Here is a 12,971-nt window from a genome sequence, read left to right on the forward strand (position 1 = left end):
TTTGACCAGTCCTTTTTTTGTCCGGTAAACCGGACTGAAAAGGCCGGGATGCCAGCAATACAGCAGGGAGGCGAGCTACGTTCTTCCGGATTTTTTCACAGCAGCTTTCTTCCCCGCCGCCCGCTTTTTCCCCACCGGGCAGGCGTCCCGGCTATCCCTCAGGACAACTGCCCGTTCCGCATGCATTGTTACGACTCGCTCTCCAAAACCTCCCCGCATGCATCAGGTGCACGATCCCGACAACCGGCATTCCCAGCACCAGGTAGAGCATAGACCACCCCTCGTAAACAGAATGTCCGTTCCGGATCTCCCCGGGTGCATAGGATGCCTGAAAGAACATCGCAACAATGAGGAGCAGCGACAGCACGCCAATGACGAGGGTGACGGCAAAGAGGGTATTCACCCGGTCTCCTGCCTTTTTCCGCGAGAGGAAGAATAGTGCGCTGCAGAGGGGGAGGAGGCTGATGGCAACAAACGCCACACTCCCGATCAGGTATCCCGGGTCAACGATGAGTTTTGACAGGATCGATAAGACCGCGGCGACCGCGAGGACAATGCCGAGCGGTACTCCAAGAGACCATGCGGGGTTCTGCGTCCGGGTGGTTGCAAGGAACACGGTACATCCAGCAAGCGAGATCAGGCCGAGGATCCCTTGAAGGTGGTAAGGAAAAATCAGTTGCAGGCTCTCCCGGAGGCCGGAACCTGTTGGGATGGATGTGACCAGCATATTTGAGATTATGGCAGCAACAAACCAGAAGAATACGGCCGATACGGCGACAAGCGAGAGTGTGGGAATGACAGGCCTCATGATAACACCATCACCGACCATGTCGGTTATCGGGAAGCATAGCCGGGTATCCCACCATATTTAATTACAATCCTGTATAAAATAATCGAAATGAATCCTGGGAACACCCTATAAAAAAGGATTACCGGGCCAGAAGGTCCCGGGAGATCAACGGTAACAGAGAGAGGGCTGTTACTGGTTTGCAGTCTGTTTTCCTTTCCCCCGCACTGTCTTCTTCTTCGCCACTTTCGGCTTTGCCACAACCCCCGGCACATCGCACGGCATGCACTTCTCCAGCTTCTCGTCAACGATACGATAGGCATTCGCAAGAACGGACGAATTGGAGATCATGCCGGACAACAAAATAACCTCAAGGATCTCGTCGCGGGTCGCCCCCATCTTCATCGCCGCCTGCATGTGGTAGCCGGTACAGTGCGGGCACTTCAGCGCAGCCCCCACCGCCATGCTGATCAGCTCCACGTACTTCGGGTCGAGCGGGCTTGTCTGCGCCACCGTCCCCTTGTACAGGAGGTGGGAGATGAGCACCTCGGGGCGCTCGCCCATCCTCTTGAAGATGAGCGGGATCTTCCCGTACTCCTCTTCGATTGCCTTCATCCACTCTTCTGCGGTTACGTCAGCGCCCTGCGCGACGATCCGTGCCAGCTTCTGTTCAAACGTGACTTTCGATGACCTTCCCATAATAACAGCCTCATATCACCGTGTTCGTCTCCGAGAACGGGAGTACCCGGACAAGGATGTAGTCCCGCATCCGCGAAGGAAGTACTTCCGCAATATCCCCGAGCTGGATCCCGTCCTCGATCTCGATATGCCTCAGCCGCTCCGCGAATGTGTCGTAGGGCAGCTTTACCCGCAGGCCGGCCATCTGCACGGTCAGGGGCGTGGGCGACGTCACGTCAAGGATCTCGGGGATCTTCTCTTTGATCACGCCCATGAGCCGGGCCGGCGAGACCGAGAGGGGGTCCTTTGCAATCGAGTCCCGCTTCTTCTCGAGCACCCGGGTGATCTCCGCCACGATCTCGTCCAGCTTGTCCAGCTGGTCGGCCTCTTTTGTCCTCCGCATGAACCGGCCCACGTTCCCCACGTACCCGTCCACCGGCGGGTCGATGATCTTTTTGAGCACCTCAATGTCGGGGCCCCCGCAGAGCACGATCGGCACCTCGATCCCGCGCCGGAGCGTGGGCATCTTATACTCGATGCAGGTCTCGAAATTGCCGAGGAGGTACACTGCGATGTCGTGCTCGTTGATCACGTCCCGCTCCTCGTCGTTCAGGCCCGCGATCCGCTTCCCGGGGCCCCGGGCAAGGCTGACCATGTTGCTCTTTGCCCCGAGGCGACGGACGTACTCCGCGATGTCGCAGGACGGGTGGGGCAGGTGGTGGATCTCGAGGCTCATGCTGACAATCGCGATCTCCGTCCCGACCAGCGGGGAGTCGGTCACTTCCCCGAAGAGCGGGCGGGAGATCTCGCGGATCAGCCCGATGTCCTCCCGCGGTACGAAGCACTGGAGCACGACCTCCTGCGCGAGGATGTGCTTCTGGACGATATAGCCCCCGAGGTCCTCGATCAGATCCTCGACAATATCGTGCTGGTAGATCCCGCCCTTGTAGGTGACCGGCACGAGCATCATGGCGGCACCTCGCCCATCAGCGCAAACTTCTCAGCAACAAGCGTACTGATGTCCTCCGCGAGGGTGTTCTCGCTTGCCACGAAGAAGAACTTGCTGCCCGTGAAGACCTCGCTCCTGAGCCGGAAACCCTCGGGAGCAATGCACCGGAGGGCGTAGATGAGGTCCTTGTGCACCGACTCGCTCGGGTCGGCGACCACGATCTCCTCGATATCCTTTGGCTGGGCAGGGACATCGTAGAGGATCACCGTGAACCGGTCGGGCTGCTCGACTTTCTCCTTGCCGAACCGCTCCCAGAAGATCTTCAGCATCGGCGCCAGGTAGGTCTCGTCCGATATGACGAGCGTCATCCTGCCCTCCTGCGGGTTGATATTGGCAAAGTCCCCGACCCGGACAACAGTCGTGATCTTCCGGAGGATCCCGACAGCGACAAAGACCGGCACCTTGGGGTCGATGAAGATATGGAGCTTGTCCACGACCTTCAGCAGGTTGTGGTCGAGCAGGACGTCGTTTGCGATCTGCTTGTAGATCTCGCCACCCAGCGGCTCGGGGCATTCCACTTCAAAGTACTCGACAGCCAGCATCTTATTCGTCCTTTATGAATCCTGATGCGAGGAGTGCTGATCCGACGGCACCGATGTACTGGGAGTGGTGGGGCACGACGATCTTCGTCTGCAACAGCTCCCCCATGGCATGGACAAGCCCCTCGATGAGGGACGTGCCCCCGACCATGATTACCGGCTCCTTGATGTCCACTTCCTGCAGCTGCTGCTCGAAGACCTGCTCCGCAACGCTGTGGCAGGCCGCGGCTGCAACATCCTCCCGGGTGCTCCCGGCAGCAAGGGCGTTGACCAGGCTCTGGGTGCCAAAGACGATACAGTAACTGTTCATCGGCACGTGTCCGCCGAACCCTTTCATGGAGAGCGGGCCGAGCTCGGTGATATCGACGCCGAGGCGTTTCGCCGTCATCTCGAGGAACCGCCCGCTTGCACCGGCGCAGATCCCGCCCATCGTGAAGACGCCCGGGATGCCGTCCATCACGGTTATCGCCTTGTTGTCCATACCCCCGATATCGATCACCGTTGCCGGCCCGTGCTGCCGGTCTGCGAGGTAGACCGCTCCTTTCGAATTGACGGTCAGTTCTTCCTGGATGAGGTTGGCGTTGAGGTCTTTGCCGACAAGGAACCGGCCGTATCCCGTGGTGCCGATTGCCTGGATATCTTTCATGGTCATGCCGGCTTCGGCAAGGGCGGTCTCGATCACGCCGTGGGCGCTCGTGAGCACCTCCGTAGTGGGCTGCCAGCCCGTACCGATGATCTTGTTGTCCTTCATCACGATCGCTTTCGTTGTCGCGGATCCGGAATCGAGACCAAGGGTGATCCCCTGCTGGGTCTCGCGGGCAAGGAGGGCACGCCTCCGGGCGATGGTGGTCAGGGCCTCCATCCGTGTCAGGAGCGTCCCCGAGGTAGTCCGTTCGGTGAAGGAGTAACTGACCACCGGCAGTTTCGAGTTCTCGTGGATAAAACGCCGGAGTTCGTTTCTCACGATTGCGGCCTCGGCACACCGGAAGCAGGTGGCGATGAAGACCGCGTCGGCTTCCACCCTGCCATCAACAAGGGCCTTTGCCCGGGCAATGGCAAGCTTGAGATCGGGGCTTTTCACGTCAAGCCCGAATGCATCGTAGTCACGCCGGATGTCCTTTAAGGCAATGTCCGGGAAGAAGATCTCGCCGTTGACCTCGTGCGCCGCGGTATCGATCTCGTGCTGGACACCGGAGTAATCTGCGCCGCAGGAGAGCTGGGCGATCCGTACCGGGGGCGTCATTTCGTATCCTCCCTCTTCTTAAGCTCACCCAGGAACCTCTTGATCGCGGCCACGAATTGTACCCCCTCCTCCTCGTTCTTCGGGTAGTTCAGGTCAAGTTTCGGGATATCCTTCTGGCGCAGGAGGAACTTGATCAGTTCGTTTGTCCGGGCACACCCCATGCATCCGAACGCAAGATCGGCATCGTTGATGATGATGGCGGCCTCGCACTGCTCGATCTGCGGGCCGTACAGCGACATGCGGCCCCGGACACCGGCCGGGACTTCGACGGCCGCCCACTTCAGCCCCTTCTTGGGCTCCTCGGGCGTGATCTGGAGGGGCAGGGACTCGAGTCCTGCGGTCTGGATGCGTTCGCGGATGGCAACGGCCGACGAGAGCGGGGTGTGGCCGTGCCGGGACACGAGGTCAGAGAGGATCAGGCTCGTTGCGGGATAGATGAATATTTTTGCCATTGTCAGGACTCCTGTGCATCGATCAGTTTTTTCAGGGTAACCACGTCCAGTGCCGGGTGTTCGAGCGGGTCTGCCGGTGCAGGGACGGTTGCAGCATCGTGTTTCTTGAGTTCTTCAAGGCCATGCGAGACGTAGGGGATGACGGTCATCTCATACTCCATGCCGTGGTACCCGGGCCGTGCGCCTCCAAGGTTGGCACGGCAGCGCCGCGAATCGCCCGGGGGGAACCCCCGGTCCTTGACAAAGATATGGTCCGGGTCCACCTTCCGGAGTTCGGTGACGATCCGGTCAACCTCCTCCTCTTTCCCGTTCACGACAAGACCAAAACAGGTCTCCTTGATCATTGCCCCGTTCGAGATCTCGTACCCGCGGATCGCCAGGTCCGCCGGCGTAACCTCGAACGACTCCACGACCACGTATTTCGTCACCGTGCCCACGTGGGTCGGCGTGTAGTCAGTCATCGTCTTACCTCCCTGATATACACGGTCTCCCGCTCCTTCACTTTCTTCAGTTTCTGGGTATCGACTACCCTGCCGATGATGTTCGTCCCCTCGAATGGCTCCGAGGTCGGGCCGAACTCTTTATTCGCCGACAACCGCACGCCGACGAGCCCCGCCCCTTTCCGGGAATCGTTGGTGATCGCGAGCGTCGCAGCCGGTGCCTCGTCCACGGGCTGGTTTTCCGGCGTGATCTTGGTGCCGGCAGCAATCGCCGGCTTGAAGAGGACCACATCGTCGAACTTGAAGAAGACCGGCATCATGCCGGCATCGTGTTCCTTCATGCCGGTGTAGCGCCGGAAGACATCGCAGCTCAGGGGCGCTGCGGCATCGTCCAGCTCGATGTCGATCACCTTGTCAACCGGGGCCGTTGTCACGGTCACGAGCCGCTCTCGTAAGGCATCGAGCGTTGTCCCCGGCTCCTGCGAGACGATGATCCGGTCCCCCTCTTCCTTGTCGGACTTGAGGGTAATGCCCGCCGCAGCGGCGATCTCTTTTGCCGCTGTGAGCGGGCGGCCGAGCAGGCTGATCCGGTGCGGCGTGACGGTGACAGAGAGGACGTCATGCTCCTTTGCAAGCTTTACCAGTTCGATACCGTGGACCACCTGCCCGGCCATGTTATGGGCAGGGCTGTTCGGCACATCCGCCCGGTAGATGTACACCCCGCCGGAACCCTTCCCGGTATTCCGTACCGTGACGGTCCCTTCGAGCCGCGGGCGCCGGAACTCCCTGGAGATGCCAACCTCGCCGGCAAGGTGCGGGTCGAGCACGTGCGTGGTTGTTGCGCGCCCAACAGTAAATCTCCCGGACTGGAGCGCAAGGAGCATGTGCTCCACGCTGGCTGCCGCCTCTGTGGAAATTTTATCCGGTGTATATCCCTGTGCAACAATCTCGATGCGGGTGACGACCTGCATGCCCTCTTCGAGGACAAGGTCCGGATCGGTCGTGGTAAACGACCGGCTCGTATCCGCCCAGCTGACCACCGGCTCGATCTTCGTGATCCGGTCGCCGGTGGTGAAACGGTCCAGCACCCCCCGGCCGCTGACGACCTTTCCAAGGACGCCGCCACTCTCGTTGGCCCCGTGGTCTGCCGAGTGCCGGGTCTTTGCAAAGATCAGGTACGACCGCCCCGGCTCGTACCCGCCGCACCCGAGGATCACGTCGCCCCGCTCGTACACGTGGGGCTTTCGCAACGGGTGGATGGCGGAGGGAAACGGCCCGAAGGCAGCGGCATACCGGTCGCTCCAGTGGAGTGCAAGTTTTTCCGTAATCTCCGAACCGGGGAGACCGTCCCCCTCCCCGCTTATCTCGACCGTGATCTCGCCGGCAGTGGTGCCTATCGCGAGGTTTGCCGTCTTTGTCTGTTCCTGCGTTGCCGGGCGGATGATGGCGACCGCACAGCCGGCGGGGTGGTCCGAAAGGATCGAAGAGAGCCTGCTCCCCTCAGCCAGCTCCAGCCTCTTCCCGTCGAGGTGGATGGTGACCATGCATCACCTCATGCCGTGGGCTGGCTCATGACCTTCTTCTCTTCCTCGGTAAGGATGGCGAGGACATCGGCAGTCTTGCCGATCTGGATGATCCTGCCGCCCCGCATGAGGGCGAGCCGGTCGCAGGTATCCCGCACGAATTCCATGTCGTGCGACACGACAATGAAGGTCTCGTCCATCTCCTCGCGGGAGTGCATGATGGAGTGCTTCACATCGATCTTCGTGATGGGGTCCATCGTGCCGGTCGGCTCGTCAAGGATCACGATACGCGGCTCCCGGATCAGGACCTGTGCGAGCGCGACCCGGTGTCGTTCCCCTTCGGAGAGCTGGGCGGGCATGCGGTTTAAGATCTCCTGGCCCTTCTTGGCGGTAAACCCGGCCATCTTCAGGGTCACGAGGGCTTTCCTCATCGCCAGTTCCTTGGGGAACTCGAGGCCGATCGCATCGGTGAGGTTGTCGAGCACGGTCCGGTGGGGGAAGAGGTCGTACTCCTGGTGGAGGAGCCCGATATACGCGGTCGCCCTCCCCCGCTGGTCGACTCCTGGCTTGGTCATGTCGACCCAGTCGTCGCCGATACGGACATTGATCTCGCCGCTCGTCGGCTCGATGAGTCCGGCGATGATCCCGGAGAGCGTGGTCTTACCCGCCCCGCTCTTGCCGATGATCCCGAAGATCTCCTTGGTACTGACCTCGAAGGAGACGCCGTTGACGGCTTTCACGACACCGCGGTCAGCGGAGATATAACGTTTGACCAGGTCCCGTGCAACGACAACGGTGTCCCCGATCTCCGCCTCCTCGAACGTCTCGGTATCTTCGCACCCCTTCATGAACTCGCTGATCACGTCTTTGGGCGACCCCATTTTTGCAATACTTCCTTCGACGAGCAGCATTGCACGGTTGGCGACATCCTCGATCACCTGCGAGAAGTGGGAGGTGACGACGATGCCCATGTTATTGGCCTTTGCGGACTCGATGAGCATGGAGTGGACGACCTTTGCCGTCCCCGGGTCGAGCGTCCCGGTCGGTTCATCGGCAAACAGCATGAAGGGTTCCTTTGCGAGCTGCCGGGCGAGCACGACCCGCTGCTTCTCACCCCCGGAGAGGTCACGGGCGATATGCATCATCCGGTGGGAGAGTTTCACCTCATCGATGAGGTCTGCGGCCCGGCCGATCGACTTCTCCTGCGGGTAATTGATATCATCGAGCGCATGGAGGACGTTCTCAATCACCCGGTCGTCACCGTAAAGAGCGAAGGTGCGCTGGAACATGATCGCGGTCCGGCGCATCAGGCGCCGTCTCAGTGTCTCGTCCTTCTCGTTCCAGAGGTCAACGTCGAGTGCTGACAGGGTGCCGCCACACTTGGGGCAGGTCTTTCCTGCCATGCCTGCCACGTCCATGTAATCGCACTTGCCGCAGGCTGCAACGTGGTATATGATGCGACCGCTGGTCGGGGGCTGCTCGACCCCGCGGATGAGGTGCATCAGGACCGTCTTACCGGCGCCGCTCCTGCCGATAATCCCGAGGATCTCCCCCTCGCCTATCTCAAAAGAAATATTCTTGAGAACCCTCTCGCCGTTAAAATCCATGCAGAGGTTGTCGACTGTGATCAATGGAGCCTTCATAATACCCTTGTATCTAATGTGACAGAGGTATGATATTACCTTTTATGTAATACCCCGCAGCCGTCACGATCGCAAATTTTCCCGGACCCGGGCAGGAGTTCCTGCACGATGGTCACGACTTCGCTGACGTTTTTCACCACATGGTCTGCTGCCTTGTACAGCATTTCTGGACGGTCACCCGGCTGCTGGACGGTGAGGATCGCGATGTCGGCGTTCCGCATGGCCGCGAGGTCATTGATCCCGTCCCCCACCATCAGCACCCGGTCATATTCCTGCCGGAGGTCGTGGATGATCTGCGCCTTGACCGTGGGGGTCGCGACCCCGTACACCCGGTCGCGGGGAATGCCGAAATGATCGGCCATGATCTCGAGTTTGGTGACCCGGTCCCCGGAGGCGATGAACGTAGGGACGCCCATCCGGTGCAGGGACGTGATCGTCTCCTTGGCGCCCTCGAACGGCCAGCCGCCGGCCGTAATGGTGAACTCGACTGCCTTGTGCGCCATGTTGATGATCGCCCCGCTGTTGAGCGTGACCATGATCTCCGCCTTGCACACCGACCATACGTTGCGGATGCATTCCTGGAGGTCGCCCACAAGGGCCCGTCGGTCGGCATAGAGGACGTCCCCGATATCCTCGGAGGTGAGGATCTTCCGCGTGCAGCTGACGCCAAACCCGATATTCCGGCTGATGAGGTATTCCGAGAGGAGCATGTCCGGGGAAGCGGCCATGAGGTCCTTGGAGTGGACGGGGAGGACGATGAGCACCCGGTCCGGGGAACTGAAGGTGAGCGTCGTGGTCTCGATGCCGGGGAGCAGTTTTGCATGGCAGATATCCTTCGCCACCCTATAGGTATTCAGCAGCGTTCCGGCACTGTCAAAGACTACGGCAACCGACATGATGAGACCTTCAATAAGTTGATGTATTTTTATAATGCATTGGATCAATGAAGCTGATGTTCGTTACTGAAACTGCAGAGAAGATAAAGAGCATGGAGATCCGCGGCGCAGGCCGGATTGCGCGTGCAGCGGCCGAGGCTCTCCGGGACCATGCTCTTGCCGTCAAGGCACAGAACAATACGGCGTTCCGCCAGGATATGGAGCGGGCGGCAGCCGAGCTGGTCGCGACCCGCCCGACTGCGGTCTCGCTCCCGAACGCGGTCCATTTTGTGATGGCAGGTCTTGGTGCAGCGAAGACCACCGAAGAGGCACAGGTAAGTGTGATCCGTCGGGCAGAAGAGTTCATCAACTCCTCCCGGCATGCCGTGGAGAAGATCGCGGAGTTCGGCGCCCGCCATATCCGGGACGGGGACGTGATCCTCACGCACTGCAACTCGGAAGCGGCGCTCGGCTGCATGATCGAGGCCCACCGGCAGGGAAAGGAGATCGAGGTCTTTGCAACGGAAGTGCGGCCGCGGAACCAGGGGCATATCACGATCCGGACCTTAAACGATGCCGGCATCAGGACGAACTTCATCGTCGACTCCGCGGTCCGGTCCTTCATCAACGATGTCGACCTCGTGATTGTCGGGGCGGATGCGGTGACGGTCAACGGGGCGGTGGTAAATAAGATCGGGACCTCCCAGGTCGCCCACACGGCCTCCGAGGCCCGCGTGAACGTGATCGTGGCTGCCGAGACCTACAAGTTTGCGCCCCGGACCGTAGTCGGGGAGCTGATCCAGATCGAGGAACGCCCGCCCGGCGAGGTGCTCGCAGATGAGATTGCAAAGACCCTGCCGCACGTCACGGTCCGGAACCCGGCATTCGACGTGACCCCCGCGGAATTTATCGACCTCATCGTCACGGAACAGGGTGCGATCCCGCCGCAGATGGCGTACGTGATCATCCGGGAGTATCTGGGCTGGGAGATCGGCGAGTTCCATACTGCCTTTGACATGAACGCGAACAACGGGGAGTGACATCGCGTGCAGTGCCCGGTCGCCGGCATGCGAACCGGCACACTACCGTATTCCGATGCCTTTATAGAACGGCAGAACGCTTGAGCTGTACACAACGATCGCGCTCCGCATCACGGCGTGTGCGAACAGGAAGACAACGCAGGGGATGAATCAATGGAGATACATTTTACCAAGCTGCACGGGAACGGCAATGACTTCATCGTGATCGATGAATGGGAGCATACCGTCATACCGGATGAGATGAAGGTACAGTTCGCCGCGTGCTACTGCGACCGGCGCTTCGGTGTCGGGGCAGACGGGGTCATCTTTCTCATGCGATCGGAGAAGAGCAGCCTCCGCATGCGCATCCTGCAGCCGGACGAGAGCGAGGCCGAGATGTGCGGTAACGGCATCCGCTGCATTGCCAGGTATGCGTTCGACGCCGGCTACGTGAAAGAGTCCTGCACGGTGGAGACCCTTGCCGGCGAGATGGGGGTCACGATGGGATACTCCGAGGACGCGTTCACCGCGACCATCACGATGACCACGCCGAAATTTGACCGGAAGGAGATCCCGGCGACCGGGAAAGGCGACTACATTGAGACGATCGAGGGGTACGAGGTCCATGCCGTGAACACCGGTGTCCCCCACGCAGTTATCATCGTGGACTCGGTGGATGCTGTTGACATCGAGACAGTTGCCCCGAAGATCCGCCACCACAAGAGCTTCCCTAAGGGGGCGAACGTGAACTTTGTCGAGAAGACCGGTGAGAATAGCATCCGGATCCGCACCTTCGAGCGCGGCGTGGAAGGGGAGACCCTGTCGTGCGGCACCGGGGCAACGGCATCGGCCGCGATGGTGCACAAGCTCGGCCTTGCCGGGGATGTCGTAAACGTCGAGACGATCGGGGGGCCGCTGGTGATTTACTTAAAAGACGGTGGCGCGAAGATGGAAGGCCCCGCCACTACGGTCTTTACCGGGATCATCCCGTTCTGATCCCTTTTTTTCCTGTTGTCCTCAGGCTGGCTGCCTCCCCGGGGATGTTGCGGGAAATATTCAGGAACTCCTGGATCTCCCCCGCAGCGTCGCGGATAACCCTGGTTGTTGATTCAAACCAGAGGTAGTGCCCGTCCTTGTGCCGGAACCGGAAGCTCGAAGTAATGGTATCCCGCCCGTTGCTGCGGATATCAGCGATATTCTTTACTGCCCCGGGACGGTCGTCGGGATGCACCATCGCAAGCACGTATGTACCCAGTACCTCCTGCTCCGTGTATCCCAGCAGCGTTGTCACGGACGGGGAGATATAAGTGAAGATGCACTCCGGTGTCATCCGGTTGATGATATCCACGGAATGTTCGGCAATGAACCGGTTGTTCCGCTCGTTCTGTCGCTGTTCATGTTCCGTGGCAATACGCTTGGTGATGTCCCGCGATACGCCAAGGGCCGACGTGATCCGTCCTTCCGCATCCGGGAGTGGGACCAGCGCGTGATCGAACCACATGACCCTGTCGCCGACGGTCATCGATCCATCGCTCCTTACCGGTTCGCCGGTTGCAAAGACCTGCCGGAGCGCCTTGAGCTGGTCGATGGCGATGTCCGTGGGAAAAAGGGAGGTCCGGAGCCTGCCAACGAGCGCATCCGCCGGTTTCCGGAGGAAATCGGCCGCCTGCCTGTTGATATACAGCACCCGGTCATCCTTGTCGATGACATATATCATGTCCTGCGAGACTTCTGAAAGGGAACGGTACCGGGCCTCGCTCTCGCGCAACGCGGCATCGGCCCGCTGGCGCTCGGTGATGTCCAGTGCCGTGAAGGTGACCCCGGCGCTCTCATTAGCGGGGTCCAGGGGCGTGGAACTGACAAGGACATCGATGATTGTCCCGTCTTTTTTCACCCACTGGGTCTCGATGGATCCGGTTCCGGTCCGCCGGATCTGGCCGTACTTGACCTCGCCGACGCGGTCGTACTCTTTCTGCGTTGCATATATTTTCCGGGCAGAGTGACCCACCAGTTCATCCTCCGTATAGCCGGTCATCCTGCAGAGCCGGTCATTCACTTCGAGGATGATGCGGTCCGCGACCACGCCGATCCCGATGGGCGCCACGTGGATGATACTGCGCAGCCGCGCCTCGCTCTCCCGTAACTTCGCCTCTCCCCGTTTCTTCTGGGTGATGTCCTCGAAAAGGACCGAAACCCCTTTCTGGCCGTTGTTGAAGACCATCGGGGTAACCCGGCAGAGAGAGATCCTGCCCTGCGTGGGGACTTCCAGTTCGCCCTTGAATTCCGTGCCCGCGAGACCGTCGTGGATCCAGGAAAGGACCATCGGAAATGTCTCGTCAAAGAATCGAGGGATTGCGGAATATTCGATATTTTTTCCCGTGATCTCTTTCTCGCTTATCCCGAGCAGGTCAAGGAACGGCTGGTTGAGATAGACAATGCGGAGGCTGGCGTCGAGATGCATCACGAATTCGGATGAGATGGAGAGGACAGAAGAGACCGGTAACCGGTGGGAGAGCGAGTAGATCTTTGCCATGCCGAACTGGCGCATCTCCACCTGCCCGGAGACGAGCAGGTTGTCCAGGTACCGCCCGGCAGTATTCCGGTTGATCCCGCCGCTCTTCACGATCTCCGTGATGCTGAGCCCCTTCGGGTTCTTCTTCAGAAGATCGGTGATCCGGGTGGTGATCTCCCTCCTCAGTGCCATGGGTGTTGGAACTATTCCGTTTCAAACGATATAATGATTACAATGGCCGGGGGTTTTAT

13 protein-coding genes are annotated in these 12,971 nt (G+C 60.1%); 2 read left to right on the forward strand and 11 right to left on the reverse strand.

Annotated features, from left to right (window positions below; translation table 11 throughout):
- Positions 1 to 151 precede the first annotated feature (151 nt).
- The 10 genes from M0R30_RS08315 to M0R30_RS08360 all read right to left on the reverse strand — a co-directional run bounded on the left by M0R30_RS08315 (position 152) and on the right by M0R30_RS08360 (position 9,210).
- Positions 152 to 808, reverse strand: a complete 657-nt coding sequence (locus M0R30_RS08315; RefSeq protein WP_292545770.1) for a hypothetical protein — start codon at positions 806 to 808, stop codon at positions 152 to 154.
- Positions 809 to 979: 171 nt separating this feature from the next.
- The gene (locus M0R30_RS08320; protein ID WP_292545771.1) at positions 980 to 1,486 is read right to left on the reverse strand and encodes a carboxymuconolactone decarboxylase family protein; all 507 of its coding nucleotides are present in this window, start codon (positions 1,484 to 1,486) and stop codon (positions 980 to 982) included.
- A 10-nt stretch (positions 1,487 to 1,496) separates the two neighbouring features.
- Entirely contained in the window at positions 1,497 to 2,435 is a 939-nt protein-coding gene (locus M0R30_RS08325) for a methanogenesis marker 7 protein (protein WP_292545773.1), read from the reverse strand.
- A complete protein-coding gene (locus M0R30_RS08330) occupies positions 2,432 to 3,016 on the reverse strand; it encodes a methanogenesis marker 17 protein (RefSeq protein ID WP_292545775.1) in 585 nt (194 codons plus the stop codon). Before M0R30_RS08330 ends, M0R30_RS08325 begins: the two co-directional genes overlap by 4 nt.
- A gap of 1 nt (position 3,017) precedes the next feature.
- Positions 3,018 to 4,256 (reverse strand): methanogenesis marker 15 protein, encoded by a 1,239-nt coding sequence (locus M0R30_RS08335; RefSeq protein WP_292545777.1) that lies wholly within the window; start codon positions 4,254 to 4,256, stop codon positions 3,018 to 3,020.
- Positions 4,253 to 4,708 (reverse strand): methanogenesis marker 5 protein, encoded by a 456-nt coding sequence (locus tag M0R30_RS08340; protein WP_292545779.1) that lies wholly within the window; start codon positions 4,706 to 4,708, stop codon positions 4,253 to 4,255. Before M0R30_RS08340 ends, M0R30_RS08335 begins: the two co-directional genes overlap by 4 nt.
- A gap of 2 nt (positions 4,709 to 4,710) precedes the next feature.
- A complete protein-coding gene (locus M0R30_RS08345; RefSeq protein ID WP_292545781.1) occupies positions 4,711 to 5,169 on the reverse strand; it encodes a methanogenesis marker 6 protein in 459 nt (152 codons plus the stop codon).
- Positions 5,166 to 6,692 carry a methanogenesis marker 3 protein gene (locus M0R30_RS08350; protein WP_292545783.1) on the reverse strand — a complete coding sequence of 509 codons (1,527 nt, stop codon included), beginning with the start codon at positions 6,690 to 6,692 and terminating at the stop codon, positions 5,166 to 5,168. Before M0R30_RS08350 ends, M0R30_RS08345 begins: the two co-directional genes overlap by 4 nt.
- A gap of 8 nt (positions 6,693 to 6,700) precedes the next feature.
- On the reverse strand, positions 6,701 to 8,314 hold the full coding sequence (gene atwA / locus M0R30_RS08355) for a methyl coenzyme M reductase system, component A2 (RefSeq protein ID WP_292545784.1): 1,614 nt from the start codon (positions 8,312 to 8,314) through the stop codon (positions 6,701 to 6,703).
- 35 nt (positions 8,315 to 8,349) lie between these two features.
- Positions 8,350 to 9,210, reverse strand: coding sequence for an HAD family hydrolase (locus tag M0R30_RS08360; RefSeq protein WP_292545785.1), 861 nt, complete (start codon positions 9,208 to 9,210; stop codon positions 8,350 to 8,352).
- A 56-nt stretch (positions 9,211 to 9,266) separates the two neighbouring features.
- Here M0R30_RS08360 and M0R30_RS08365 point away from each other — a divergent pair, with 56 nt between their 5' ends.
- On the forward strand, positions 9,267 to 10,229 hold the full coding sequence (locus tag M0R30_RS08365) for a ribose 1,5-bisphosphate isomerase (RefSeq protein WP_292545787.1): 963 nt from the start codon (positions 9,267 to 9,269) through the stop codon (positions 10,227 to 10,229).
- Positions 10,230 to 10,382: 153 nt separating this feature from the next.
- The gene (gene dapF / locus M0R30_RS08370; RefSeq protein WP_292545789.1) at positions 10,383 to 11,204 is read left to right on the forward strand and encodes a diaminopimelate epimerase; all 822 of its coding nucleotides are present in this window, start codon (positions 10,383 to 10,385) and stop codon (positions 11,202 to 11,204) included.
- Here dapF and M0R30_RS08375 read toward each other — a convergent pair.
- A complete protein-coding gene (locus M0R30_RS08375; protein WP_292545791.1) occupies positions 11,191 to 12,912 on the reverse strand; it encodes a PAS domain S-box protein in 1,722 nt (573 codons plus the stop codon). The two genes, dapF and M0R30_RS08375, sit on opposite strands and share 14 nt — an antisense overlap.
- Positions 12,913 to 12,971: the final 59 nt, after the last annotated feature.

It is taken from the genome of Methanoregula sp., from assembly GCF_023227875.1.
Classification (GTDB): Archaea; Halobacteriota; Methanomicrobia; order Methanomicrobiales; family Methanospirillaceae; genus Methanoregula.